The 25,629-nt window shown below is 41.2% G+C and carries 22 protein-coding genes; 16 read left to right on the forward strand and 6 right to left on the reverse strand.

The window, feature by feature from the left end; all coding sequences use genetic code 11:
• Positions 1 to 185: 185 nt before the first annotated feature.
• Complete coding sequence (locus NSQ83_RS03585) at positions 186 to 2,114, reverse strand: ABC-F family ATP-binding cassette domain-containing protein (RefSeq protein WP_198878964.1); 1,929 nt, start codon at positions 2,112 to 2,114, stop codon at positions 186 to 188.
• Positions 2,115 to 2,239: 125 nt separating this feature from the next.
• Between NSQ83_RS03585 and moaC the strand changes: the two genes are divergently transcribed.
• From moaC to tatC, 4 genes are read left to right on the forward strand one after another with little or no spacing between them, the layout of a single operon-like run.
• Positions 2,240 to 2,752 carry a cyclic pyranopterin monophosphate synthase MoaC gene (moaC, locus tag NSQ83_RS03590; RefSeq protein WP_003243499.1) on the forward strand — a complete coding sequence of 171 codons (513 nt, stop codon included), beginning with the start codon at positions 2,240 to 2,242 and terminating at the stop codon, positions 2,750 to 2,752.
• Positions 2,749 to 3,396, forward strand: a complete 648-nt coding sequence (locus NSQ83_RS03595; protein ID WP_003234073.1) for a redox-sensing transcriptional repressor Rex — start codon at positions 2,749 to 2,751, stop codon at positions 3,394 to 3,396. The genes moaC and NSQ83_RS03595 overlap by 4 nt, the downstream gene beginning before the upstream one ends.
• A 21-nt stretch (positions 3,397 to 3,417) precedes the next feature.
• Positions 3,418 to 3,591, forward strand: a complete 174-nt coding sequence (gene tatAY, locus NSQ83_RS03600) for a sec-independent protein translocase protein TatAY (protein WP_003234072.1) — start codon at positions 3,418 to 3,420, stop codon at positions 3,589 to 3,591.
• 6 nt (positions 3,592 to 3,597) lie between these two features.
• Entirely contained in the window at positions 3,598 to 4,362 is a 765-nt protein-coding gene (tatC, locus tag NSQ83_RS03605; RefSeq protein WP_072174264.1) for a twin-arginine translocase subunit TatC, read from the forward strand.
• A 231-nt stretch (positions 4,363 to 4,593) separates the two neighbouring features.
• Here tatC and NSQ83_RS03610 read toward each other — a convergent pair whose 3' ends face one another.
• Both NSQ83_RS03610 and NSQ83_RS03615 read right to left on the reverse strand, forming a co-directional pair.
• Positions 4,594 to 4,785 (reverse strand): YdiK family protein, encoded by a 192-nt coding sequence (locus NSQ83_RS03610; RefSeq protein ID WP_003225680.1) that lies wholly within the window; start codon positions 4,783 to 4,785, stop codon positions 4,594 to 4,596.
• Entirely contained in the window at positions 4,782 to 5,516 is a 735-nt protein-coding gene (locus NSQ83_RS03615; protein WP_077671589.1) for a type II CAAX endopeptidase family protein, read from the reverse strand. Before NSQ83_RS03615 ends, NSQ83_RS03610 begins: the two co-directional genes overlap by 4 nt.
• Positions 5,517 to 5,754: 238 nt before the next feature.
• On the opposite strand from NSQ83_RS03615, the gene groES reads away from it, so the two are divergent.
• From groES to NSQ83_RS03635, 4 genes are all read left to right on the forward strand, one after another.
• The gene (gene groES, locus NSQ83_RS03620) at positions 5,755 to 6,039 is read left to right on the forward strand and encodes a co-chaperone GroES (protein ID WP_003155970.1); all 285 of its coding nucleotides are present in this window, start codon (positions 5,755 to 5,757) and stop codon (positions 6,037 to 6,039) included.
• Positions 6,040 to 6,085: 46 nt separating this feature from the next.
• Complete coding sequence (gene groL / locus NSQ83_RS03625; protein WP_003234067.1) at positions 6,086 to 7,717, forward strand: chaperonin GroEL; 1,632 nt, start codon at positions 6,086 to 6,088, stop codon at positions 7,715 to 7,717.
• A 1,126-nt stretch (positions 7,718 to 8,843) separates the two neighbouring features.
• Positions 8,844 to 9,788, forward strand: a complete 945-nt coding sequence (locus tag NSQ83_RS03630) for a site-specific DNA-methyltransferase (RefSeq protein WP_124073345.1) — start codon at positions 8,844 to 8,846, stop codon at positions 9,786 to 9,788.
• Between the two features lie 21 nt (positions 9,789 to 9,809).
• Positions 9,810 to 10,712, forward strand: coding sequence for a hypothetical protein (locus NSQ83_RS03635; RefSeq protein WP_124073344.1), 903 nt, complete (start codon positions 9,810 to 9,812; stop codon positions 10,710 to 10,712).
• A 184-nt stretch (positions 10,713 to 10,896) separates the two neighbouring features.
• Here the strand turns inward: NSQ83_RS03635 and NSQ83_RS03640 are convergent, their stop codons facing one another.
• Together NSQ83_RS03640 and gutR are read right to left on the reverse strand one after the other, a co-directional pair.
• Positions 10,897 to 11,622 carry a hypothetical protein gene (locus NSQ83_RS03640; protein ID WP_124073343.1) on the reverse strand — a complete coding sequence of 242 codons (726 nt, stop codon included), beginning with the start codon at positions 11,620 to 11,622 and terminating at the stop codon, positions 10,897 to 10,899.
• An 893-nt stretch (positions 11,623 to 12,515) separates the two neighbouring features.
• Positions 12,516 to 15,005: a glucitol operon transcriptional regulator GutR gene (gutR, locus tag NSQ83_RS03645; protein ID WP_198878963.1), complete on the reverse strand. Its 2,490-nt coding sequence runs from the start codon at positions 15,003 to 15,005 to the stop codon at positions 12,516 to 12,518.
• A 201-nt stretch (positions 15,006 to 15,206) separates the two neighbouring features.
• On the opposite strand from gutR, the gene gutB reads away from it, so the two are divergent.
• The 7 genes from gutB to NSQ83_RS03680 all read left to right on the forward strand — a co-directional run bounded on the left by gutB (position 15,207) and on the right by NSQ83_RS03680 (position 22,526).
• Positions 15,207 to 16,268, forward strand: coding sequence for a sorbitol dehydrogenase (gene gutB, locus NSQ83_RS03650; RefSeq protein ID WP_198878962.1), 1,062 nt, complete (start codon positions 15,207 to 15,209; stop codon positions 16,266 to 16,268).
• Between the two features lie 73 nt (positions 16,269 to 16,341).
• Complete coding sequence (locus NSQ83_RS03655) at positions 16,342 to 17,733, forward strand: MFS transporter (RefSeq protein WP_029726587.1); 1,392 nt, start codon at positions 16,342 to 16,344, stop codon at positions 17,731 to 17,733.
• Between the two features lie 94 nt (positions 17,734 to 17,827).
• The gene (locus NSQ83_RS03660) at positions 17,828 to 18,790 is read left to right on the forward strand and encodes a carbohydrate kinase (RefSeq protein WP_174223617.1); all 963 of its coding nucleotides are present in this window, start codon (positions 17,828 to 17,830) and stop codon (positions 18,788 to 18,790) included.
• A gap of 195 nt (positions 18,791 to 18,985) precedes the next feature.
• Positions 18,986 to 19,669, forward strand: a complete 684-nt coding sequence (locus NSQ83_RS03665; protein ID WP_198878961.1) for a PspA/IM30 family protein — start codon at positions 18,986 to 18,988, stop codon at positions 19,667 to 19,669.
• 65 nt (positions 19,670 to 19,734) lie between these two features.
• Positions 19,735 to 20,760 (forward strand): TFIIB-type zinc ribbon-containing protein, encoded by a 1,026-nt coding sequence (locus NSQ83_RS03670; RefSeq protein ID WP_041336778.1) that lies wholly within the window; start codon positions 19,735 to 19,737, stop codon positions 20,758 to 20,760.
• Positions 20,760 to 21,524 (forward strand): YgcG family protein, encoded by a 765-nt coding sequence (locus tag NSQ83_RS03675; protein ID WP_198878960.1) that lies wholly within the window; start codon positions 20,760 to 20,762, stop codon positions 21,522 to 21,524. Before NSQ83_RS03670 ends, NSQ83_RS03675 begins: the two co-directional genes overlap by 1 nt.
• A 30-nt stretch (positions 21,525 to 21,554) precedes the next feature.
• Positions 21,555 to 22,526 (forward strand): SPFH domain-containing protein, encoded by a 972-nt coding sequence (locus NSQ83_RS03680; protein WP_038428509.1) that lies wholly within the window; start codon positions 21,555 to 21,557, stop codon positions 22,524 to 22,526.
• Between the two features lie 47 nt (positions 22,527 to 22,573).
• Here the strand turns inward: NSQ83_RS03680 and NSQ83_RS03685 are convergent, their stop codons facing one another.
• On the reverse strand, positions 22,574 to 23,599 hold the full coding sequence (locus NSQ83_RS03685) for a potassium channel family protein (protein ID WP_198878959.1): 1,026 nt from the start codon (positions 23,597 to 23,599) through the stop codon (positions 22,574 to 22,576).
• Between the two features lie 570 nt (positions 23,600 to 24,169).
• Here NSQ83_RS03685 and iolT point away from each other — a divergent pair.
• On the forward strand, positions 24,170 to 25,591 hold the full coding sequence (iolT, locus tag NSQ83_RS03690) for a myo-inositol transporter IolT (RefSeq protein ID WP_029726584.1): 1,422 nt from the start codon (positions 24,170 to 24,172) through the stop codon (positions 25,589 to 25,591).
• Positions 25,592 to 25,629 lie beyond the last annotated feature (38 nt).

A 25,629-nucleotide genomic window follows, 5' to 3' on the forward strand; every position in this document is an offset into this window, starting at 1 on the left:
CAATTTATCCACATATCTGTGAGTAATTATAGAGATATTGATGGATAAAGGGCTGAGGTCACTGTTAATAAAGTGAATAAATTCAGAATATTTTGTGGATAATGTGTATAAAGCGCTTACTTTGTTTATTTTTAGGGGATGTTCTGTGGATAAAAAGCACCTCTAAAAAGAGGTGCTTGACTTTTTTAATCTTCTTCTGTGGATAGTTCTTCCCATTCGGACAAAAGAGATTCCAGCTCCTGATTAAGCTTCTCATTGTCTGCATGGATAGCTTGTACTTTTTCATGATCCTGATAGACTTCAGGGGCACATAGCAATTCATCATTGCGGCTGATGTTCTCTTCAATGGTTTGAACAGTGGTTTCAATTTCTTCAATCCGACGGAGTCGTTGGCGCTCTTTCTTTTTCCATTCTTTTTCTTCCTCGTAGGAACGTTTGGAGTCAGACTTCACAGTAGCTGGCGTTTTTTCAGTTTCTTCTTGCTGATTCATTTTCTCCAATTCAAACTGCTCTGTTTTTTTCTCAGTATAATAATCGTAATCTCCCAGATACTCCTCTATATGGCTTGAAGAAAGCTCCAATACTCTTGTGGCGATTCTGTTAATAAAATATCTGTCATGTGAGACAAATAACAGTGTGCCTGGATAATCAATCAGCGCGTTTTCGAGAACTTCTTTGCTGTCTAAATCCAGATGGTTCGTCGGTTCATCAAGGATGAGAAAGTTGGCTTTTTGAAGCATCAGCTTAGCTAGAGCCAATCTTGCTTTTTCGCCTCCGCTCAGTGAATGAACTGGTTTCAGCACATCATCTCCGGAGAATAAGAAATTTCCGAGACACGTTCTGATTTCTTTTTCTGGGAGCCCGGGGTACTCGTCCCACAGCTCATCAAGGACACGTTTAGAGGAAGTCAGCTCAGCCTGTTCCTGATCATAATAGCCGACACTGACATTTGAGCCGTATGAGATCGTTCCTTGATCTGGTTTTAGGGTGTCTATCAATGTTTTCAGCAATGTTGATTTACCAATTCCGTTAGGGCCGACAAGCGCGGCGCTTTCTCCTCTTGTCAGCATGAATGACACTTCTGTTAAAAGCGGCGGCTGGTTTTCATAGCTGATTGTGAGATCCTGAACACGGAGGACTTCATTTCCGCTCTGTTTTGTAATATCAAAATGAAAGTTTGCGGATTTTTCATCGCCAAGCGGTTTTGACATGACTTCCATTCGCTCCAGTTGCTTTCTGCGGCTTTGCGCCCTTTTGGTGGTAGAGGCTCTCGCCAAATTTCGGTCTACGAAGTCTTGCAGCTTTGCGATTTCGTCCTGCTGCTTTTCATACAGTTTAAGATCCTTTTCATACTGCGCGGCTTTTTGGTCGAGATAAGCGCTGTAGTTGCCGTGATACTTTTTGCTTTCGGCTCTTGATACCTCGTATACCTGGTTTACCACTTTGTCCAAAAAGTAGCGGTCATGCGAAACGATGAGAATGGCGCCTGAATAGCCTTGTAAATAATGTTCAAGCCAGGTAAGCGTATCAATATCCAGATGGTTTGTCGGCTCATCGAGAATGAGCAAATCAGGCTGTGTTAACAGAAGCTTACCTAAAGCCAGTCTTGTTTTCTGGCCTCCGCTGAGGCTTTGAACCTGTGTAGAATCGTCAAAATGGCTGAAGCCGAGACCATGCAGCACAGATCTTACATCCGCTTCATATTGATAGCCGCCTTTATCTTTGAATTCCTGCTGAAGGCGGTCGTAGGTTTTCATGATGCTTTCTAATTCACCCGGGTCAGCTGCCGCCATTTTTTCTTCCATAGCCCGCATTTCCTTTTCCATTGCTTTTAAGTGGTCAAAAACAGTCAGCAGCTCTTCTTTTATGGTAAGCTTAGAATCCAAGCCAGTATGCTGGGCGAGATATCCCATTGTAATATCTTTCGGTTTAATAATTTCGCCCTTTTCATACGAAAGCTGGCCTGCGATAATTTTAAGGAGCGTGGATTTTCCGGCGCCATTTCTTCCTACAATGGCGATGCGATCACGATTTCTGACTTCCAGCTTTATATTGTTTAAAATAGTATCAGCACCAAACGATTTGGACAGCTGATTAACTTGTAAGATCATCATATTATTTCACCTCTGCTATAATAAGTTAAGTGTAGCTTATGAACCAGAAGTCAGCAAACAATACATTGGCCATATAAGACATAGAGAAGAAAATAGTGTATGATCTGTTTAAGGAGCGTTTTAATATGAATGGATTTTCTCATTTTAATGAACAGGGCAGAGCCCAGATGGTGGATATCAGCGAAAAATCTTCGACTGTCCGTACTGCGGCGGCTGTTTCAAGCGTACACATGAAGAATGAGGTGTACGAGAAAATACAAAGTCACGATATCGGCAAAGGAGATGTACTGGCTGTCGCGCAGGTGGCAGGCATTATGGCCGCAAAGCAAACGTCGAATATCATTCCGATGTGCCACCCGCTTTCACTGAGCGGGGTAGATATATCGTTTGACTGGAAAATAAAAGAAGCAGAAGTTATACTTCATATAAAAGCACAGGTCAAAACGAAAGGGAGTACAGGTGTGGAAATGGAAGCGCTCACTTCTGCATCGGTGTGCGCTCTTACCGTTTACGATATGTGCAAGGCTCTTGATAAGGGGATGGTCATCGGCCCTACTTTCTTGCTGGAGAAGACAGGCGGGAAAAACGGTGACTTTAAAAGAGAACTATCCGAGTATAATTTGGAGGACCAAAAATGAATAAGGATCAATCAAAAATTCCGCAGGCGACGGCGAAACGGCTGCCGCTTTACTATCGCTTTTTAAAGAATCTGCATGCGTCAGGAAAACAGCGTGTATCATCCGCTGAACTCAGTGATGCCGTAAAGGTTGATTCTGCCACGATTCGGAGGGATTTTTCCTATTTTGGAGCTCTTGGCAAAAAAGGATACGGATATAATGTGGATTATTTGCTGTCTTTTTTCCGAAAAACGCTTGATCAGGATGAGATGACAGACGTCATCTTGATTGGTGTCGGGAACTTGGGAACGGCATTTCTTCACTATAATTTCACAAAAAATAATAACACAAAAATTTCTATGGCTTTTGATATAAATGAGAGTAAAATAGGAACTGAGGTAGGCGGCGTGCCCGTCTATAACCTTGATGACCTTGAACAACACGTAAAAGATGAATCAGTTGCCATTCTTACAGTGCCAGCAGTTGCCGCTCAATCCATTACAGACAGATTGGTCGCATTAGGAATCAAAGGAATCCTTAATTTTACGCCGGCCCGTTTGAATGTGCCGGAACACATTCGAATTCATCATATAGATTTAGCAGTTGAGCTTCAGTCACTGGTTTATTTTTTGAAGCATTATTCAGTTTTAGAGGAAATCGAATAGAGGGAAAGGAGGAGCCCAAATATGCCGATCGGTCCTGGAAGCCTTGCTGTTATCGCAATCGTTGCTCTGATTATCTTCGGTCCCAAAAAGCTGCCTGAATTGGGGAAAGCAGCGGGAGACACACTTCGTGAATTCAAAAACGCTACTAAAGGATTAACGAGTGATGAAGAGGAAAAAAAGAAAGAAGACCAGTAAGTTAGGATGACACGAATGAAAGTGAATCAAATGTCGCTGCTGGAGCATATTGCTGAGCTTCGAAAACGGTTGCTGATTGTAGCGCTGGCGTTTGTCGTTTTCTTTATTGCTGGATTTTTTTTAGCAAAGCCGATTATTGTGTACCTCCAAGAAACAGATGAAGCGAAGCAGCTTACGCTTAACGCGTTTAACCTGACAGACCCGCTTTATGTGTTTATGCAATTTGCATTTATCATCGGCATAGTCTTGACCTCGCCAGTTATTCTTTATCAGCTTTGGGCTTTTGTGAGCCCGGGCCTCTATGAGAAAGAGCGCAAAGTAACGCTCAGCTACATTCCGATCTCTATTTTGCTGTTTTTAGCGGGCTTATCTTTTTCATATTATATTTTATTTCCTTTTGTTGTTGATTTTATGAAGCGAATTTCTCAGGACTTGAATGTCAATCAGGTGATCGGAATTAATGAATATTTTCATTTTCTTCTGCAGCTGACGATTCCGTTTGGACTGCTGTTCCAAATGCCGGTCATCCTCATGTTTTTGACCAGGCTCGGAATTGTGACACCGATGTTCTTGGCGAAAATCAGAAAGTATGCGTATTTTACGCTGCTGGTGATCGCAGCCCTGATTACACCGCCTGAGCTTCTGTCCCATATGATGGTCACAGTCCCGCTTTTGATTTTATATGAAATCAGTATCCTTATATCGAAGGCCGCTTATCGGAAAGCACAGAAAAGCAGTGCAGCCGATCGGGACGTGTCTTCTGGGCAATAATAAAAAATCCATTTCTCATGCGAGAAATGGATTCAGCGTGTTGACAAACCCCCGCATTCGTTGTCAAGTCTGTGCGTTGGTGCTCACGAATGAAAACATTCGCTCCGATCCAATGCTCGCCTTTCCTAGACTTCAAGGGTTTTCAATCACGCTGAAAATGACAAAATCCTAAAACGAAAGCCGTTTTAGGATTTAATTTGAATCCATTTCTCATTCAGAAATGGATTTTCTTTATTTTTGGTTCTTTTTGATTTTAAATGAAAAGGCGAACATCTTAAAAGAAATGCTGATGTTGTAAGCGGCGAACACCATCAGCAGGATGGAGTAAAATGACCACATGCTGCCTGGCGAGCTTGCGGCAAGATAAGTAAAGATGCACCCAACGGCAAAGTAGATCATTCCCCAAACTACCGGGTTTCTCATAAAAATAATCCTCCAATAATCAATTGCATTTGTGTGCTCTGCTGTTCAAGGTAATTCCGAACAGGCTCAAGCTGCATGATGACGACGAATGTATTCATCATTAAATGGGCGAAAATCGGCACCCATATCCGTTTTGTTCTCGCATATAAAAAGGCAAAGGTAAAGCCCATTGCTGTATATAGAAGAAGATGCTTCAAATCAGCGTGAACAATACCGAAGATAACCGAGCTGATCAGTCCTGCGAAAAAGAAATTCGTTTTTTCGTACAGCGCGCCGAAAATGATTTTTCTGAAGATGATTTCTTCTAATATAGGCCCGACGATGGAAGAAACGATAATCATGAGCGGGACTGCCTGAATGACATCCAGAATCGCTTGTGTATTTTCTGATTCTCTTCCGATGCCAAAAACATAATATTCAATAGAGCCTGCTATTCCTTGAGAGAAAAGGGCAATGAAAAAACCGGCTATCGCCCAAAGGATAGAAAGTCCGATTGAGTCCTTCTGTCCGTTTCGCAGCGTTTCTTTCGGAACGGTTCTCAGAATGAGCAGAACAATAACGAGACAGGCGATAAAGCTGATAACGGACCATAATCCTTGTGCATGCAGCATATTTTCATCTGTAGGCTGTCCTCCGGCATAACCGAATTTAAATAACAAGGGAATCGCGATTAATGCGGAAAACTGCATGATGATATATGTCAAAATAATAAACCAATACTGTTTTCTCAAATGGTATGTACTCCTTTGTTAAGTGGGTTTCGTTCATCTACAGCTATTGTAACATAATCGGTACGGGGGTGAAAAAGCTAACGGAAAAGGGAGCGGAAAAGAATGATGTAAGCGTGAAAAATTTTTTATCTTATCACTTGAAATTGGAAGGGAGATTCTTTATTATAAGAATTGTGTTAGCACTCTTTAGTGCTGAGTGCTAAAATTACATATTCATACTATTGAGGAGGTTATTACATTGTTAAAGCCATTAGGTGATCGCGTTGTCATTGAACTCGTAGAATCTGAAGAAAAAACTGCCAGCGGAATTGTGTTGCCGGATTCTGCAAAAGAAAAACCGCAAGAAGGCAAAATCGTGGCAGCTGGTTCAGGTCGCGTGTTAGAAAGCGGAGAGCGCGTTGCTTTAGAAGTAAAAGAGGGCGACCGCATTATCTTCTCAAAATACGCAGGTACTGAAGTGAAATACGAAGGTACTGAATACTTAATCTTACGTGAAAGCGACATTTTAGCTGTTATTGGCTAATTCTTAAATAAACAATATTTAAAACATTTGAGGAGGTCTTGTAAACATGGCAAAAGAAATTAAGTTTAGTGAAGAAGCTCGCCGCGCAATGCTTCGCGGTGTCGATGCACTTGCTGATGCTGTTAAAGTAACTTTAGGACCAAAAGGACGCAACGTGGTTCTAGAGAAAAAATTCGGTTCTCCGTTAATCACAAATGACGGTGTAACAATCGCTAAAGAAATCGAGCTAGAAGACGCGTTTGAAAACATGGGTGCTAAGCTTGTTGCTGAAGTAGCCAGCAAAACAAACGACGTTGCCGGTGACGGTACAACAACTGCAACAGTTCTTGCGCAAGCAATGATCCGTGAAGGCCTTAAAAACGTAACAGCAGGCGCTAACCCTGTAGGCGTGCGTAAAGGGATGGAACAAGCTGTAGCGGTTGCGATCGAAAACTTAAAAGAAATTTCTAAGCCAATCGAAGGCAAAGAGTCTATCGCTCAGGTTGCTGCGATCTCTGCTGCTGATGAGGAAGTCGGAAGCCTTATCGCTGAAGCAATGGAGCGCGTAGGAAACGACGGCGTTATCACAATCGAAGAGTCTAAAGGCTTCACAACTGAGCTTGAAGTTGTTGAAGGTATGCAATTCGACCGCGGATATGCGTCTCCTTACATGGTAACTGACTCTGATAAGATGGAAGCGGTTCTTGACAATCCTTACATCTTAATCACAGACAAAAAAATCACAAACATTCAAGAAATCCTTCCTGTGCTTGAGCAGGTTGTTCAGCAAGGCAAACCATTGCTTCTGATCGCTGAGGATGTTGAAGGCGAAGCACTTGCTACACTTGTTGTGAACAAACTTCGCGGCACATTCAACGCAGTGGCTGTTAAAGCTCCTGGCTTCGGTGATCGCCGTAAAGCAATGCTTGAAGACATCGCTGTCCTTACTGGCGGAGAAGTCATCACAGAAGATCTTGGCCTTGACCTGAAATCTACTCAAATCGCTCAATTGGGACGCGCTTCTAAAGTTGTCGTTACTAAAGAAAACACAACAATCGTTGAAGGCGCTGGCGAAACAGACAAAATTTCTGCCCGCGTGACTCAAATCCGCGCTCAAGTGGAAGAAACAACTTCTGAATTCGACAGAGAAAAATTACAAGAGCGTCTTGCTAAACTTGCTGGCGGCGTAGCTGTCATCAAAGTCGGCGCTGCGACTGAAACTGAGCTGAAAGAGCGTAAACTTCGCATCGAAGACGCCTTGAACTCAACTCGCGCAGCTGTTGAAGAAGGCATCGTATCCGGTGGTGGTACAGCGCTTGTAAACGTATATAACAAAGTCGCTGCAGTTGAAGCTGAAGGCGATGCTCAAACAGGTATCAACATCGTGCTTCGCGCGCTTGAAGAGCCAATCCGTCAAATCGCACACAATGCTGGTCTTGAAGGATCTGTCATCGTTGAACGCCTCAAAAACGAAGAAATCGGCGTAGGCTTCAACGCTGCAACTGGCGAATGGGTAAACATGATCGAAAAAGGTATCGTTGACCCAACGAAAGTTACACGCTCAGCTCTTCAAAACGCTGCGTCTGTAGCTGCAATGTTCTTAACAACTGAAGCCGTTGTCGCTGACAAGCCAGAAGAAAACGCTGGCGGCGGAATGCCTGACATGGGCGGCATGGGCGGTATGGGCGGCATGATGTAATCATTGCCCCTGAAACCCAATAAAAATGGGATTTCTAGACTCTTATATACTCTGAACATAACCAAAGAGTAACAAAAAGGTAACATTTTCTTGAATAAGGATCTAAATTAGAGGTTTTCCATGAGTTTTTTGAACTTTTGGGAAGCCTCTTTTTTAACTCTTTTGTTACCTGTAAATAAATACTTTTATTGTTATCAATATTTGTTTTGAATTGACTTATGGTTATTTATCTTTATCACATTATCGTCCATTTAAACTATACATACCGCGCGGGTATTTTAGGTGTAAGTAAATTATACTCCTTTGTGATGTTAGTAGTGTTGTAAGCTTCAAAGTCGACATAGCTCCTTTTAAAGTGCATAGTTCACATGCCTGTAGTATATTTCATAAGGGAGATTATGAAGGTCATGTAGGAGAAAAATTAGAGCGGTGACCGAAAATATTAGGACTTCATGTATATGGATGATTTAACCGTTCTCTAGTACATTGAACAGGAAGATTTTGAGATGAATACTGAGGAGATCTTCTTCTTTTTAAGTAATTTGAAATCAATACTTTACAGTGCAAGTTGCAAATAATGGGTATACTGCTAAAGGAGGTACTTGATTTTAATGTTAAAGTGGATGTATGTCAAGATTTATTATAAAGTGAGTTTTAAATCTAATTTGTTGCAACAGCAGTCTTCAAAATTGAGCAGTCGCTAACTAATTGCGAGCTGATGCTTTGTACACGGTAAGCCATTAATTTTTTGAATAATAGTTTTCAACTTCAGATTCTTTTTATCACTTCTTTTAATCATTTCCGAGATTAATCTTCGTCTTGTATAAGACTTCATTAAAATCCTGAATATATTGTATTAGATAACACGGTTAAGCGGCGTTTTTCAACCAATTGATTCAGGGCCAACTTTTGTCTTTCGGTTACTTTTCGCGTATGTGCAGCGATTGAATGTACAAATAATTATTTTTAAATTTTAGCTGCACTTTTGTTTATAGTTGAGCACGCCTCTTTATAATATAATTTAAGCAAGCATAGTATGTCTGATTTAAGTGTTTGTCATCATATCTTGTCGTAAATAGCCCTTTTCTATGTTAAAATTCGAAATGTTAGGTTAGGAGTGATAAAAATGAATGAATTAGAGCAGATTGAATTTGAAATCGAGTTAGATTCATTTAAAGAATCAATTCATGAAGTTCCTGAAGAAAACAAAGGCGAACCGCTTCTTCATTATAAACATAATAACGGAAAGTTATTTTTAGGTGATTCAATACAATGGTTGAAAACACTCGAAACAGAAAGTGTAGATTTAATTTTTGCTGACCCACCTTACAATATAAAAAAAGCTGAATGGGATACTTTTGAAAATCAAGAATCGTATATCCAGTGGTCATTAGAATGGATTGTCGAAGCATCACGAGTGCTTAAAAAAAATGGCAGTTTATATATATGTGGCTTTTCTGAAATACTTGCCGATTTGAAACACCCAGCTTCGAAATATTTCAAGGGTTGTAAATGGCTTGTATGGCACTATAAAAATAAAGCAAACCTAGGAAAAGATTTCGGTCGTTCACATGAAAGTCTTTTGCATTTTAGAAAGACAAAGAAGTATACAATGAATCAAGATTTAGTTCGAATTCCATATGGTGGGCATACATTGAAATATCCGTCACATCCACAAGCAGAATCAAGTCAGTATGGAAGCGGGAAAAAACGTGATAATTGGATGCCACATCCATTAGGAGCCAAACCTAAAGACGTTATTGAGGTTCCCACTACTTGTAACGGAATGAATGAAAAAACCCCACATCCAACGCAGAAGCCCGAAGAGCTTGTTCGAAAGTTTATTCTTGCTTCATCTAATCGTGGTGATGTTATTCTCGACCCATTTTCGGGATCAGGCACGACTGCTGTCGTTGCTGAACAATTAGGTCGGAAATGGCTTGCATGCGATACTAACCGTCAATACAATGAATGGGCTATAGAACGTATTCAAAAGGCAGAACATAAAACGGATGAAGAATGGTTTTGGTACGATAGAAAGAATGAAGAACGACGTAAGAAAATTAGATAAGAGAGAAAAAAGGGGAAAATTATGATTGAAACGGTGTTAGAGAAAGTTACAAATAAAAACAATTTTGTTACATTACAAAATTATACGGATTTTGCTTTATATTTTTTAGAGTATATTCAGAAGAATAAACAAGCTACAATTGTTTCACAAAATGAACATGTATATAACTTTTATCAATATAATAGTGAAGCGAATTATCAAGTAACTCGCCCTTTCAATTCAAAAATTTTATATTCTCACCAAGATTTTTTGGATAACCTAGGGGAATTCAATAAAATATTGAAGGATTTGAAAAGCGACCGTAATCATGCAAAAATTTTGGATAGAAGTATTATTAATAGAACAATTTATACGGTACAACAAACAATAGGTTTTGCATTGGACGGTCTTGACGCAAATAGGACAAATGTAGCTCGAAAACTGAATGGAGACTATTTCGAGCAGTTAATTTTATTACTGCTGCGAGAAATCGGTGCTCCCGCGAATAACGGGGTTGTAAAAGTCCCTGTAAATATGGAAGACAAACAACTATTCAATATGAGTTATCAACACGATCTTATACTTAAAGACAAAAAAGGCGAGGTAAAATTGATTGGTTCTGTTAAAACAACTTCAAAGGATAGAATTGGAAAGATTTTTGTCGATAAGTTTCTATATTCGAAATTAACGGAAACAACAGTACCCCACATTGCAATTTTCTTACATGATGTTCAAAGAAAGAGGAATAAAGATCCGCAAAAATTCGGGATAAATGGCACCTTTTTAGCAGGACATTTTAAAGGTTACACGGTTAAATTAAATCCCCTTGATGGAGTGTATTATTTCGACCCACGCCCACAAATGCAAACTGATGTTCTATTGAGTGAACATATACAAACGTTCGACCATTTGCTTTGCGATGATATTTGGAGTTATGTTGATTGATTAAAAAGCACTTTTGACTTTTTTGATGTCAAAAGTGCGTTTTCTTTTATAACAAAAGAGAGTTGAAACGCCCTAATCTCTTTATTCGATTATTTAATGTTTCTGCTTGACGAAGTTGTTCTTCTGATATTTCATCTACAATCCCCCACGTTCTATACGTAGGGGATTAACTAATTATGTATATTTAATCAAGAAATATTTCGTTAATTGCTTGATTAGAGTTTATTGACCTATCTAAAACATTTGAAAGGTTTTGTAAATCAATTTGAAAAGGAATAGTGACTGTTTCCGTTCCAAAACTATCTTTTATTTTGTATTCTAATTCGAGTTTAACGTACTTAAGCCATGACACTTTTCTTTTAATCGCTTGTTCATCATATTCAGATAGAGATACATCAATTCGAAGATAAAAAGGTAATATTTCATTAGGTTTTACAATCATTGGGAAGTTGAATCTTTTTTCATCCTGTCCTGATGGGAATATTGGAAAAACTTTATCTTTAGATAATTCACCTTCTTCACCGGATATTCCAATCTCTTCTATCACAAACTGATCTTTAAGATCATTGACATTTACAAATTTGAGTTTTATGTATTCAAGAGATCCGGATTGTAGCCCAAAATTAGTAAGATATGATTCCATGTTAATTGTAAAATAGCTGTTATCAGTAGTTGGAAAACTAAAAGAAACATTGTCTTGTTTAGGTTTCTCAATAGAGATTCTGGGTGCTGAATTTTTATATATGTTGTAACCAGACCAAATAAGTCCAACGATAAGAAAGCAAAGATATATCCAATATGGAATTTTTAGTTGTTCAAAATAGGTTGTTGTAAATCCCACCAAATCAAGAAGTGCAATTACTTTTAAAATCCAACTACTCAAAATAAGCTTCAAATACCGCCAAAACAATTTGCAGTCATCCTCCTAATTTACGAGTGATAGTAACATGAAATTATACACTATACGTAGTTCTATTAATCTACTGAATTAATAATCTTAACATATTACTAGCAAAAAAAGTATTTTTAAGTTTATTTTGTTTTGAAAAACATCGTCAAAAGTCACCATAACACGGCAATTCCCCATATCAGTGAACAATAACAATAGGGTTTAATTGTCCTCTTTCTAATTCATCCTTGAGGGTGCTCGTTTGCAAATAGGATATATATTTTTTACAACCCAAATCATTGTTATAAAACTGGACTCTGACGTTCTACCTTCACCCTCACCAATATCCTGAAAAAGATGTTCCTTAGTTTTATCAACGCTTTGCTTTCTTTTTCGTTTTAGGGCATTAATAAGGATTCTAGCACTCTTTCTTTTCATCTAATTCTTTACTTTAAGTGCTTGTTTGTTTTTTGATGATTAAGCATATAAAGGTATATACATGAAATTGAGGATAATGTAAAACTGATTTATTTTACCTAAGGGTTTAACTTTGGTATTTCTTTAAGTGATGATGCTTCACAATGCCAACATGTATCTAATACTATTCTATATGTACTTCTTCATAATGAAAATTAATAGTATATTTAATAATACTTGAGAAACTCTCTTGGATTTTAAAGTAATAGGGCATAAGGTTACTTTATTGCTTTCAACAAATTTAATGAGATGGATAATGAATACTTAATAAACTATTTCATAACATTTTCTGTTTTTTAAGTACTTAAATTTTTTTTCGGATTTACAGTTGATTTTTATTTATTAAATTAATTGGTATGAATGGAGTAATTAAGTGTAGTATCTTTTTCATTGACTACAAAAGGCATTAAAGAAATTATTTTCTATCGATCTCACACCTAAGACAAATCTTTCAATAGCTTTTCCAAACTGTTAACTTCTTTTTTAATACTAATCACAGGTTCCCACGATTCAATCAGTCTCAATGTCTTTCGGGTAGACTGAAGCGCTTTGGAATAGTTTCCTTTACGATACAACAGCTGCGCCATTCCGTAGTGATAGTAGATCAGTTCAACTTGATTGGCGTTATGTTTATCATAGAGCATTTGTACAAAGGCTTCTTCCGCTTTCTCAAATTGACCACATTTCACGTAAGCGACACCCAGATTGAAATAGGCTTCTATCGTTTTTTCGCCGCCGTACGTGGAGCTGATTTCATTTGCCGCTTCGTATAATTGAATGGCTTCTTCATGATGACCTCTCGCAAAGCTTAAGTCACCGCGAACCAATAGAACTCTGTGCTGAATGGTAGGGGAAATCGGTTGATTTTCGATTTCGTTTAAAATGGTCTCTGCTTTTTCATGTTGCCCGTCTTTTAAAAAAAGCCTTGCTTTGAGTGCGTGTCCCCAAACCTTTAGATCATAGGCATCGTGAGCGTCTGATTGTTCCAGAATCCTCAGCCCGGCTTCAATTTGCTGTAAGGCCCTGTCTAAATCATTGACTTCCATCAGAGCCCAGCCTGCTGTGTCGATTCGGAAGTACGCTTCTCGTGTGTGTTGGCCTAAGTGATGGGCGGCGTCGGCCGCTTTGCGTCCGTATTCGATTCGCAGGGGCAGGTTGATTCTGCTTAGAAAATGGCTAATGCGGGTGATGAGTTCGATTAGGATTTCTTTTTGTTCAGTTTCACTTGCCCATTGGATGACCTTTAAGATGTTTGGCCATTCTTGTTTCATTTGATCTAAGTTCCGTCCCAGCAGGTAGCTCCAATAGATAGAGTTGGGCTGTTCCCGCTTTAAATGGGTTTCGGCATAATCAACATAATAGTGCGCCCAGCGATTGCGGGCTTCTTTTTCATATTCGTGCTGTTCGGACAAATGCCGTTCTCCGTAAGCGACAACGGTTTGGTGCGCTAAGTATTGTGTCCTTCCTTCGCTTCGTTCCGGCTGAATCAGCGCATATGACCGCATTTGTTCCATAGCGTAATGAAAACGGCGGGCGTCTAATCCGGCTGCTGCCGCCAGGCTTTTTTCATCAGGCGGCTTGCTGAAAAAGCAAAGCGTCTGCCAGAGCTTTCGTGTATCTTCATTGCATCTGTCCCAGGTGCGGCCAAAGAGGAATTCAAACAATTCCAGCAGTGAGTAGCCTGCTTTTCCAAGCTCATGAATCAACTGCTGCGCGGGGATGTCATCGTCTGACATATAGGCGATGCTGAGTGCCATGGCTTTCGGGTTTCCAGCAGTCGCTGAAATGAATTCGTTTTTCAGATCAGATGATAGATGTAACAGCTGCTCCAGCTTTTCCCGCTTATGTGGGAGGTTGCATGTTTGTAAGCAGCGGTGCACTTCTTGCTGGAAAAATTTCAAGGCATCTGTTTGGTTAAGGCCGCTCAGCTGAATAGCTGTCATTTCTCCGAAGCTTTCCCGATAAGTTTGCTTTACGTTTTCCCGCGCTGTGAGGAGAACTTTTACGCCTTGCGGAAGGCTGGTGATAAATTCATGAATGTCACGTTCTGCAGTATCAATGCTGTCAACGATCAGCAGGATCGGTTTTTCTCTAGTGTAATTGGCTAACGCATTGCGGACGACAAACCGTTTTTCATTGATTGATTTATCGATTTGTTCTGTGCGTCCGAGCTGATAGGCGATCGTATTTAAAAAATCGCTAAAGCTCAATCCTTTCCAATCAGCGCTGACCCAAATGATACTGTTGAACGCCGGCCAATCTGAAGTATCGTCGACACAGGAATAAGCGGCTTCAAGAGCGACTGTGGTTTTACCCATACCAGCCCAGCCGGTGATTAAACAGACTGGTGAAGGAGAAAGCATCCATTGCCGTATCGCTTCCATATCAAAGCTGCGTCCGATAAAGCGTCCGGACCAGCGTGAGGGTAAATTATGCGTGATAGGCTGTTCTGTAAGCGCATTCGTTTCATGGCCGGGTCTGTCATGAAACAGCCGTTTTACTACATTTTCAATTTCGTCTTCACTCGGAGCCCCGAATAATCCGTCTTTTCGCAGTATTTTCGCTTTTTTCAAACAAGACGCTGCCCATACAGGCAATGCGGGTTTGATGACTGGGATGGTGGTGGTTTCCAGCAGGTTGGTCAACCACTCGATATCGAAGTCGGTCTTTTCGAGAATGATCCAGATCATTCCGAACAGTTTTCCGTCGTCAATTCTTCCGGGAATGTAGTTTGCCCCCATCTGTCCGATCCAGCTTTTGATCGTGTTTGGGGAGACTCCCAGCTGGAGTGCGATTTTATCTATGTAAGACTGTCCTGATTTTTCATTCTTTTTCCTTCTGACTTTATAATCAGGATGAAGTTTTAGCGTTTTGACGCCAGGTGCCAGCAGTTGTGCAAATTGTTTTCGGTTTTCAAGTTCAGCCATAAGCCTGCACCTCCTATTAGTACTATTTTATCAATCCAGCGTTTTTTGTATATGAAAAAATAAAAGTACAGTGCTGCTGTCCTTTTATACAGCAGAAAAGGCTGTTGAACGTGTTGAAAAGCAGATAAAATGGGGGCAGTAACAGAGAAAACAAAAATGTATGCACTTACATTTTATTTTCTAAAGAAAGGAACTTGCCAAATGACTCACACAGTACCTCAGAACATGAAAGCGGCTGTTATGCACAACACAAGAGAAATCAAAATCGAAACAGTGCCTGTGCCTGACATCAATCATGATGAAGTGTTGATTAAGGTGATGGCTGTCGGAATTTGCGGATCTGATCTGCATTACTATACAAATGGCCGAATAGGCAACTATGTTGTGGAAAAACCATTTATCCTTGGGCATGAATGTGCGGGTGAAATTGCCGCTGTCGGATCATCTGTCGATCAATTCAAGGTGGGAGACCGCGTCGCTGTAGAGCCGGGTGTTACGTGCGGACGCTGTGAAGCGTGCAAAGAAGGGCGCTATAATCTTTGCCCGGATGTACAGTTTTTGGCTACACCGCCGGTAGACGGCGCGTTTGTCCAATATATTAAAATGCGTCAGGACTTTGTTTTTTTAATCCCAGACTCACTTTCTTATGAAGATGCTGCTTTGATCGAGCCGTTTTCTGTCGGTATCCATGCGGCGGCCAGAACGAAGCTACAGCCCGGATCAACGATTGCGATTATGGGGATGGGCCCTGTTGGGTTAATGGCTGTTGCCGCAGCTAAAGCATTTGGGGCAGGCACAATCATTGTCACCGACTTAGAGCCGCTGCGGTTAGAAGCTGCGAAAAAAATGGGAGCGACTCACATTATTAATATACGTGAACAGGATGCACTTGAAGAGATTAAAACGATCACGAATGATAGAGGCGTTGATGTTGCTTGGGAAACAGCAGGGAATCCAGCGGCATTGCAATCCGCACTGGCTTCTGTGCGCCGGGGCGGAAAATTGGCGATTGTCGGTTTGCCTTCACAGAACGAGATTCCGCTCAATGTGCCGTTTATTGCGGATAACGAGATTGATATTTACGGGATCTTCCGTTATGCCAATACGTATCCGAAGGGAATCGAATTTCTCGCTTCCGGCATTGTGGACACGAAGCATCTAGTAACGGACCAATATTCGCTGGAGCAGACACAAGAGGCGATGGAACGGGCGCTTCAATTTAAAAATGAATGTTTAAAAGTGATGGTGTATCCAAATCGCTGAGTGAACAGGGAGGATCTTCGTATTCTCCCTCTTGTTTACTGGAAATGAAAACGGATTCTTGGGGTGGGAAATGATGATTGAAACAGAAAAAGTAACAGCAATGAAAGTGAAGCATCAGTCAAAATCCAGTACCGGACTGTCCTGGTTTGAACGAATCGGTTATGGATTCGGCGATATGTCGTATAATATTATCTTTCAGTTTGTAAACGCATACTTATTATTTTATTATACAGACGTCGGCGGCATTCAGCCTGCGGTGATCGCAACTTTGTTTCTTGTTGTGCGTGTGCTGGATGCTATTTTTGACCCGATCATGGGATTGATTTTAGATAAAACGAATACAAGGTGGGGAAAAGCAAGGCCATATTTGCTGTGGGTGGCATTTCCTTTTGCGCTATTCACATTCTTATGTTTCACGACGCCTCATTTCGGTGAGACCGGAAATATGGTATATGCGTATGTCACTTATATTCTGCTTGGGATGTCCTTTAGTATGCAAACGATCCCGGTGAACAGCTTAACGGGGCGGATGACGAATTCGGTGGAGGAACGGACGGTTCTGACCACAACCCGGATGATTTTGGTGTATATCGGCATTCTTTTATCCATTTCCTGTGCGACACCGCTTGCAACTGCTATCGGAGGAGAGGATCAGGCGTTTGGATTTCAAATGACGGCACTCATCTATGCGGCAGTCAGCATCGTTTTGAATCTATTTAGTTTCTTTACTGTACGGGAGCGAATTCAGCCTAAAAAGAGAAAAAAACAAGGGATCAAAAAGACATTATCAGTTTTATTCCGAAACAAACCCTTGCTTATGTTAATTTCATCATTTTTGGCTTTTGCGATCGGGTTTAATATTAAGCTCAGTACGATGGTGTATTATTTTACGTATAACGTCAACCATAAAGAGTTCGTGTTTATGGGCACCGTTTTATTTTTCGGGGCAGCGCTGATCAGCAATTTGTTTATTCCTTTCTTTTCTGAGAAGTGGGGCAGAAAACAAGTCATGATCATCACAGCAGCTCTATCGCTTATTTCTTATGCCGGCTTGCATTTTACGCCGTATTCTTCAATTCCACTCATTTTCATTTGGCTTTTCGCTTCGGGATTTTTCACAACGCCTTTAAATACGCTTGCTTGGGGAATGGTTGCGGATTGTGTCGATTATGCGGAATGGAAAACCGGAATTCGCGCGGATGGTGTGGTGATTTCGAGCATGAGCTTTATTAATAAGCTGGGTGTTGCGTTAGCCGGGTCATTTTCGGCCATTTATTTAGGAATCGCCGGGTATGTGGCGAATACAGACCAGACAGTTGCGTCGTTGAATGCGATCAAAAATATGAATGCTTTGATTCCGGGATTTTTCATTTTGCTTTCTATTATTCTTATCGCCTTCTATCCTTTAACGGAAAAAAGATATAAACACATCATCTCTGAGCTGGAGCAAAGGTCTGCGAGATAAATAGATGTAAAATTTTTAATATTCAATGTTGTATTTATGGCAGAAAGTAATATACTGAGACTGTAATCTAGACTTTATAAATGAGTGTGATAATATGCGTAGTCATTCTGTAGTTTGTATTGGGGAATTGTTGATTGATTTCTTTTGTACCGATGTTGACGTTGATTTAATGGAAGGGCGCCAATTCCTGAAAAGTGCCGGCGGGGCACCGGCGAATGTGTCGGCAGCAATTGCCAAGCTGGGCGGAGACGCCGCTTTCAGCGGAAAAGTAGGAAAGGATCCGTTTGGGTATTTTCTGAAGCAAACATTGGACGCTGTACATGTCGATACCTCTATGCTGGTGATGGATGAAAAAGCGCCTACAACGCTTGCTTTTGTTTCATTAAAACAAAATGGAGAGCGTGACTTTGTTTTTAATAGAGGCGCGGACGCTTTGTTTACGCTGGAGGATATTGATCAGGAAAAACTAAACGGAGCGAAAATCCTTCATTTCGGCTCTGCGACGGCACTGTTATCGGATCCGTTTTGCTCAGCCTATTTACGGTTGATGTCGATTGCGAAAGACAATGGACAGTTTATTTCGTTTGACCCTAACTACCGTGAAGATTTATGGAGGGGAAGACTCTCAGAGTTTGTAAGTGTTGCGAAAAAAGCGATCGCTGTAAGTGATTTTGTGAAAGTCAGTGACGAGGAGCTTGAGATTATAAGCGGTGTGAAGGATCATGAAAAGGGAGTTGCGATCCTTCATGAGATCGGAGCCAACATTGTCGCTGTGACACTTGGGAAAAGCGGAACGCTTCTTTCCAATGGAAAAGACCGTGAAATCATTCCAAGCATTCCGGTGACATCAATCGATTCAACAGGGGCGGGAGATGCTTTTGTCGGTGCGGCTTTATATCAATTGGCAAACACGGATCAGATTCAATCTGTAGAAGCAGATTTTGTGAAACTGCGTGAGATTGTGGCGTTTGCCAATAAGGTCGGAGCTCTTGTGTGCACTAAAATTGGAGCGATTGATGCACTGCCGAGCTTGGATGAGATCGAAGTTTCTTTGTAAATCATTGAAGATGTTTCTTGAAAGTCTTTGGACTTTTGGGGGCATCTTTTTTTATTGCTTACATTTTTGTTCAGGTAAAAAGTTGTATATTTTTTGTTTGAAATGTCATTTTTTATTAAAAAAGTGAAACTTTTAACGATAATAAATAGTATATGTAACAAGGGTTACCGAATTAGCTTTAGGAGGAACGATATAATGAGTATAATTGGAAGATTTAAAGATATTATGTCTGCGAATATCAATGCTTTATTGGACAAGGCTGAAAATCCGGAGAAAATGGTAGATCAATATTTAAGAAATATGAATAGCGATTTGGCTAAGGTTAAGGCAGAAACAGCAGCTGTTATGGCTGAGGAGCAGAGAGCAAAAAGAGAATATCACGAATGCCAGGCGGATATGGAAAAGATGGAAAGCTATGCAATGAAGGCGCTGCAAGCCGGGAATGAGAGCGATGCGAGAAAATTTATTGAAAGAAAAACATCTTTGGAGTCAAAGCTTTCTGAGCTGCAGGCGGCGAATCAAATTGCTGCAACCAATGCCGCACAGATGAGAAAGATGCATGACAAATTGGTATCTGACATTGGAGAGCTGGAAGCACGTAAAAATATGATCAAGGCGAAGTGGACAGTAGCGAAAACGCAAGAAAGAATGAACAAACTGGACGCTTCTGCTTCAAGTACAAGCCAATCAATGTCTGCATTCGGCCGAATGGAGGACAAAGTAAATAAGGCACTTGATCAGGCCAATGCAATGGCTGAACTGAACAGCGCTCCGCAGGATGATATGGCTGATCTGACTGCAAAGTATGACACTGGCGGTTCAAGCCAGGTTGATGATGAACTTGCGGCGTTAAAAGCGAAAATGATGCTCGATAAGTAATACATAGGAGGCCGCAGCTTTCGGCTGCGGCGTCATTTTATCATAAGATGTGAGAGGGAACGGTAATGATAATATCTTATAAGTGTCCGAACTGCGGCAGTGATATGGCATTTGACAGTGAAACCGGCTCGTTATCCTGCGGCAGCTGCGGAAGACAGGACAATATTGAAAGCCTTCCGAAAGAAAACATTGCGGCACGGTTTTCTGATGATGAAGCAAAAGAATATCAATGTGAAAACTGCGGTGCCGTTTTGATCACGGAAGCTGAAACGACAGCAACGACGTGCAGCTTCTGCGGGGGTGCTGCAATACTTGCAGATCGTTTATCGGGACATTTGGCACCGGCGAAAGTCATCCCATTTACAATCAGCAAGCAAGAAGCCGAGCAGGCATTTCGAAAGTGGTGCAAAAAAGGCCTTCTGACACCAAGAGGTTTCATGTCTGCCGATCGCATTAAAAGCATCACCGGCATGTATATTCCGTTTTGGATGTTTGATTTAAATAGTGAAGTACAGGTGAGAGCAAACTGTACCAGAGTCCATCAATATGAAGAAGGGGATTATATTTGCACGGAAACAGAGCACTTTGAAGCGTTTCGTGATATCAATCTCGATTATTTGAAAATCCCTGTCGATGCCTCTGAAAAAATGAAAGACGAATTAATGGACAAATTGGAGCCTTATTCATACGAAGAGCTGAAGGACTTTCAAACGGCATATTTGGCCGGTTATATTGCGGAAAAGTACAATTATACCGATGAGGAGCTTTTTCCAAGGGCAAAAGAGAAAATAAGCAGTTATATAGATTCATACATCCATTCTACTTTTTCCGGATATACGTCAGTCAATGTGAGGGACAAACATATTCACACGAAAAACGTGAACAGCTTTTACGTTTTGCTTCCCGTTTGGATGGTCAGTTACGATTATGAAAGAGCAGAGCATATCTTTGCGATGAACGGGCAAACAGGAAAGGTTGTTGGAAAGCCGCCGATCAGTCGAGGAAAAGTGGCAGCATGGTTTAGCGGAATAGCAGGCGGGACATTTCTTGCGTTGAAGCTCGTCTCATTGATGATGGGAGGCGGATTTTGATGCGGGGATTTTTAGGGAAAGCGATCTTTGGTGTGCTGGCTGTCTTCGTCATGATGCCTTTACTGGGGATCGAAGCGGCAAGAGCTTCTGAATCGCAGCAGCATGTGTACGATCGCGCTCATCTATTGTCAAAAGCGGAGATCGGAAAACTTGAATCTCTCTCGGCAGAGCTGGGTGCAAAGAGGGACACTGATTTCATCATTATTACGACCAAAAGCACAAACGGTGAAGATATTGCTGACTATACCGGCGATTTTTATGATCGTTACGGAAAAGGCAGTACAGCCATTCTGACCATTGATATGACAAACAGAGAAGTGTTTATCGCAGGCTTCAAAAAAGCCGAACAGTATTTGGACAACAGCAGGCTCAATAGCATCAGAAATACGATTTCATCTGATTTATCCAATGAAAATTATTTTAAAGCTTTTGAGACATATATTCAGCTTTCCTATAAAGATATGGGCATAAAACCGGGAGTAAACCCCGACAACATATTCTTTACATGGTGGTTTCAGCTGATTGCTGCCATCGCAGTCGGGGGAATTGCGGTTTCAATCATGCTTTATCATGCAGGCGGCAAAGTAACGGTTAATGGAAATACATATATGGATCAGCGTACGTCTGATGTGATTGATCAATACGACACTTATATTAGAACGACTGTAACAAGAGAAAGAAAACCATCAGATAAAGACAGCGGCAGCGATGGCGGTGTTACGAAAGGCGGCACGTCATACAGTGGGAGCCGGGGCAGTTTTTAAATGTAAGAAATAGAGAAAGGGAGAGGCGTAATGTCGTTTTTCAGAAATCAATTAGCGAATGTAGTAGAGTGGGAAGAATTTAGAGATGATATGATTTTTTATAAATGGAACAATCGTGAAATCAAAAAAGGGAGCCGTTTAATCATTCGTCCCGGACAGGATGCTGTCTTTTTGAACAATGGGCGGGTTGAAGGAGTCTTTCAAGATGATGGTGATTATGATATTGAATCAGAAATTATTCCATTCCTTTCAACGTTAAAGGGCTTTAAGTTTGGCTTTAACAGCGGCATGCGAGCTGAGGTGCTGTTTGTCAATACGAAGGAATTTACCGTAAGATGGGGAACAAAACAGGCGATAAATATTCCGGCAGCGGGAATGCCAGGCGGGATGCCCATTCGCGCAAACGGCACATTTAATTTCAAGGTGCAGGACTATATCAGCCTGATTGATAAAATCGCTGGCGTGAAAGATCAATATTTTGTAGAGGATATTAAAACCCGTATCATTTCTATTCTGGATCAGCTTCTCATGAAGTGGATCACAAGAGAAGGGAAAGATATGTTTAATCTTCAAGCAAACGCTTTTGATATTGCCAAGGGAATTCAAGAGGACTTAGATATGCAATTAATAAGCGACGGGATGACGGTCACTGGTTTTCAAATCATGAGCTTTAATTATCCTCAAGAGGTTCAAGATATGATTACAAAGAACGCTTCCTACGGTATGGTTGGGGATGTGAACAGATACCAGCAAATATCAATGACGGATGGAATGGCATCCGGAAAGATGAGCGGAGGCGGAGCGGCTTCGGATATGGCTGGAATGATGATGGGAATGAATATGGCCAATCAGATGATGAGCCAAATGAATCAGAATCAGCAGGCACAGTCATCAGGCCCACAGTCAACTGGCAGCGGAAGCAAACCGAATTTCTGTCCAAATTGCGGAACAAAAACGGGCGAAGCCAATTTTTGTCCGAATTGCGGCCAGAAGCTTGTATAAGAATCATACAGTGAAAAGTCCGGAGTGATCAGACACTCGGGACTTTTTTATTTAGGAGAATAAGCGTTACCTATTGCTTGCTCCTGAACAGGCCATTTTCGAGCACCCGCTTGGATAATTCCCAGCAGCAATTGACGACGTTCCTTTATTGAATTGACGGCAATTTGAAATGTTTGCTTTGATAAAGCCGGTATGCCTGATTGTTGAAGCTTTGAGATGTCTGGTTCCGGCGGCGCTTGTTCTGCAGGATGGATATAGGCAGTATGAACGGTATCCAGGTAGTTTTTGATACTTGAGCGCGCTTCTTTGATGTGAAGCTGATTCGGCTGATATTGTTCAGGAATTCCGTATTTGAAAATGGTTAGAGCCTCATCCAATACAGCAACAGCTATAATGGATGATTCCTGATGCTGCGTGCTGTGGTAAAAATGAAGGATGGGGAAGGCGTTATGCTGAGCGGTCAGCTTTCCCAGTTCTGATGAGGCAGCGACAAGAAGAAAATCAATGTCGTGAAAATCTTTGCCATTCCATGCATTATGGACGATTTCTGTTCCGTCATGTCCTAGACTTAATACACTTTGGGCAAAGGAGCGTTTTTGATTAACCGCACTCAAGACGGAAATCAAATACGTGACAGAAAACGTGATGGTAAGCAGTCCTTGAGCTGTTTCAATAATCGTGACAAGCTTCCATAGGCCTCCGTTCGGAGCGAGGTCGCCATTTCCTAATGTAAACATGACATAGCCGGCAAAATAAATTCGGTCTGGCCAGGAAGCCGGTTCTTTTGATTGAGTTTCCATAAGTGATTGAGGGTCACTTGAGTAAATCAAAAACCACCCGCCCCAAAATAGACTAATCCATATCACTAACGTCAGGCATAACAGCAGAGGACCAGCTATACTTAGAACCTTTGCGTGGTCACCGCTGATTTTGCGGCAGCCCTTCCACAGCCAGGCAGACAGGCATCTTGTGATCGGGCCTGCACCGCTCTCTAACCATAACGTGGTCCATAAAAAATCAATCATCCCTGCTGTCAATAATAAAAGGCCTGCAATGATATAACCCTCATTCATTTTGGTTGCCTCCCTTAAGTCAGCCTTCTTTTATTTTCTTCTCTATTTCCTTTTATCCTAAGTCTGAAACAATTGAACGAATGTTTGATTTTAGATGAAGTTACCCAAAACTTACTCATTTATCGATATGAACAGAAAATCACAGGATTTTTGACTTGATTCACACATTTTTATGAAGAAAAACGTTCATTTTCCCCTTGAATTGGTGATTTTCCTTTTATAGAGTAAAAAATTTTCAGAAATTTATATTGACTGAAAGCGTTTTTATAATTATGATAATATCAGATATAACAAAAATGTCACTATAACATCACTATAATTGAACTATTAAGTGACTAATAAATACCAATGAACGAGGTTATGCACAAAGAAATGACCATTGTTCTTTTAATGAGAAATGAAATCGCTTCCATCAGGATTGACATGCTAAGAAGAAGGGAAGGTTATGAGGTTATTGGATAAAAACATGAACAACTATTTTCTGAAGCCTGCTTACGAAATGTGAGGAAGGCAGCAGCCCTGGAATAAGTTTTTGACATACGCATTTTGAAAAAGACTGGGGGAAACAGTATGAATAAACAAGGCAATCAAATGTCATTTTTACGTACAATTATTTTAGTCTCCACTTTCGGCGGGCTTCTTTTTGGCTATGATACCGGTGTGCTCAATGGAGCTTTGCCGTATATGGGAGAGCCGGATCAGCTTAATCTCAATGCCTTCACAGAAGGCCTTGTCACCAGTTCACTTCTTTTTGGAGCGGCACTGGGTGCTGTGTTTGGCGGCAGGATGTCTGATTTTAACGGCCGCCGCAAAAATATTTTGTTCCTCGCTGTTATATTTTTTATTTCAACGATCGGGTGTACGTTTGCTCCAAATGTTACGGTCATGATTATTTCCCGTTTTGTGCTTGGTATTGCGGTCGGGGGTGCATCCGTAACGGTGCCTGCCTATTTAGCAGAGATGTCTCCTGTGGAAAGCAGGGGACGGATGGTGACGCAGAACGAATTGATGATTGTATCAGGACAGCTTTTGGCCTTTGTTTTTAATGCGATCCTTGGAACAACAATGGGAGACAACTCCCATGTGTGGAGGTTTATGCTGGTCATTGCGTCACTTCCAGCCGTGTTCCTGTTTTTCGGCATGATCAGAATGCCCGAGAGTCCCCGTTGGCTTGTTTCTAAAGGAAGAAAAGAAGATGCTTTGCGTGTATTGAAAAAAATCAGGGACGAAAAACGGGCAGCAGCTGAGCTGCAAGAAATTGAATTTGCTTTCAAAAAAGAAGATCAGCTTGAAAAAGCGACGTTTAAAGATCTTTCAGTCCCATGGGTTCGCCGTATTGTGTTTATTGGATTAGGGATTGCGATTGTACAGCAAATTACAGGTGTGAATTCGATTATGTATTATGGGACTGAAATTCTAAGAAATTCCGGTTTCCAAACGGAAGCCGCTTTAATCGGAAATATTGCGAATGGCGTGATTTCGGTATTGGCAACATTCGTTGGAATCTGGCTGCTGGGAAGAGTGGGGCGCCGGCCGATGCTGATGACAGGCTTGATCGGTACGACAACAGCATTATTGCTAATCGGGATATTCTCACTTGTACTTGAAGGATCACCGGCACTTCCGTATGTAGTCCTGTCATTAACGGTCACATTTCTTGCTTTTCAGCAGGGCGCCATTTCACCAGTGACTTGGCTGATGCTATCTGAAATTTTCCCGCTTCGCCTTCGCGGACTGGGAATGGGTGTTACGGTATTCTGTCTGTGGATGGTGAATTTTGCAGTCAGTTTCACGTTTCCGATATTGCTGGCAGCTATCGGGCTGTCCACAACGTTCTTTATCTTCGTTGGATTAGGAATTTGCTCTGTCCTGTTTGTGAAGAAGTTTTTACCGGAAACGAAAGGTCTTTCGCTTGAGCAGCTGGAGGAAAACTTCCGCGCTTATGATCACGGCGGGGCAAAGAAGGATTCTGGGGCTGAAGTGATTGGATAATTAAAAAAAGAATCCGCACCCGAGTGCGGATTCTTTTT

The sequence above is a fragment of the Bacillus sp. PS217 genome, assembly GCF_037963535.1.
In the GTDB taxonomy this organism is placed as follows: Bacteria; Bacillota; Bacilli; order Bacillales; family Bacillaceae; genus Bacillus; species Bacillus subtilis.

What these genes read in the sequence shown, in the direction of transcription:
- iolT (WP_029726584.1), top strand. Translation starts at nt 24,170, where the DNA reads ATGAATAAACAAGGCAATCAAATGTCATTTTTACGTACAATTATTTTA.
- NSQ83_RS03655 (WP_029726587.1), top strand. Translation starts at nt 16,342, where the DNA reads ATGATTGAAACAGAAAAAGTAACAGCAATGAAAGTGAAGCATCAGTCA.
- groL (WP_003234067.1), top strand. Translation starts at nt 6,086, where the DNA reads ATGGCAAAAGAAATTAAGTTTAGTGAAGAAGCTCGCCGCGCAATGCTT.
- tatAY (WP_003234072.1), top strand. Translation starts at nt 3,418, where the DNA reads ATGCCGATCGGTCCTGGAAGCCTTGCTGTTATCGCAATCGTTGCTCTG.
- NSQ83_RS03680 (WP_038428509.1), top strand. Translation starts at nt 21,555, where the DNA reads ATGTCGTTTTTCAGAAATCAATTAGCGAATGTAGTAGAGTGGGAAGAA.
- NSQ83_RS03585 (WP_198878964.1), bottom strand. Translation starts at nt 2,114, where the DNA reads ATGATGATCTTACAAGTTAATCAGCTGTCCAAATCGTTTGGTGCTGAT.
- gutB (WP_198878962.1), top strand. Translation starts at nt 15,207, where the DNA reads ATGACTCACACAGTACCTCAGAACATGAAAGCGGCTGTTATGCACAAC.
- NSQ83_RS03685 (WP_198878959.1), bottom strand. Translation starts at nt 23,599, where the DNA reads ATGAATGAGGGTTATATCATTGCAGGCCTTTTATTATTGACAGCAGGG.
- NSQ83_RS03595 (WP_003234073.1), top strand. Translation starts at nt 2,749, where the DNA reads ATGAATAAGGATCAATCAAAAATTCCGCAGGCGACGGCGAAACGGCTG.
- NSQ83_RS03670 (WP_041336778.1), top strand. Translation starts at nt 19,735, where the DNA reads ATGATAATATCTTATAAGTGTCCGAACTGCGGCAGTGATATGGCATTT.
- moaC (WP_003243499.1), top strand. Translation starts at nt 2,240, where the DNA reads ATGAATGGATTTTCTCATTTTAATGAACAGGGCAGAGCCCAGATGGTG.
- NSQ83_RS03660 (WP_174223617.1), top strand. Translation starts at nt 17,828, where the DNA reads ATGCGTAGTCATTCTGTAGTTTGTATTGGGGAATTGTTGATTGATTTC.
- NSQ83_RS03635 (WP_124073344.1), top strand. Translation starts at nt 9,810, where the DNA reads ATGATTGAAACGGTGTTAGAGAAAGTTACAAATAAAAACAATTTTGTT.
- NSQ83_RS03630 (WP_124073345.1), top strand. Translation starts at nt 8,844, where the DNA reads ATGAATGAATTAGAGCAGATTGAATTTGAAATCGAGTTAGATTCATTT.
- NSQ83_RS03665 (WP_198878961.1), top strand. Translation starts at nt 18,986, where the DNA reads ATGAGTATAATTGGAAGATTTAAAGATATTATGTCTGCGAATATCAAT.
- gutR (WP_198878963.1), bottom strand. Translation starts at nt 15,005, where the DNA reads ATGGCTGAACTTGAAAACCGAAAACAATTTGCACAACTGCTGGCACCT.
- tatC (WP_072174264.1), top strand. Translation starts at nt 3,598, where the DNA reads ATGACACGAATGAAAGTGAATCAAATGTCGCTGCTGGAGCATATTGCT.
- NSQ83_RS03610 (WP_003225680.1), bottom strand. Translation starts at nt 4,785, where the DNA reads ATGAGAAACCCGGTAGTTTGGGGAATGATCTACTTTGCCGTTGGGTGC.
- NSQ83_RS03675 (WP_198878960.1), top strand. Translation starts at nt 20,760, where the DNA reads ATGCGGGGATTTTTAGGGAAAGCGATCTTTGGTGTGCTGGCTGTCTTC.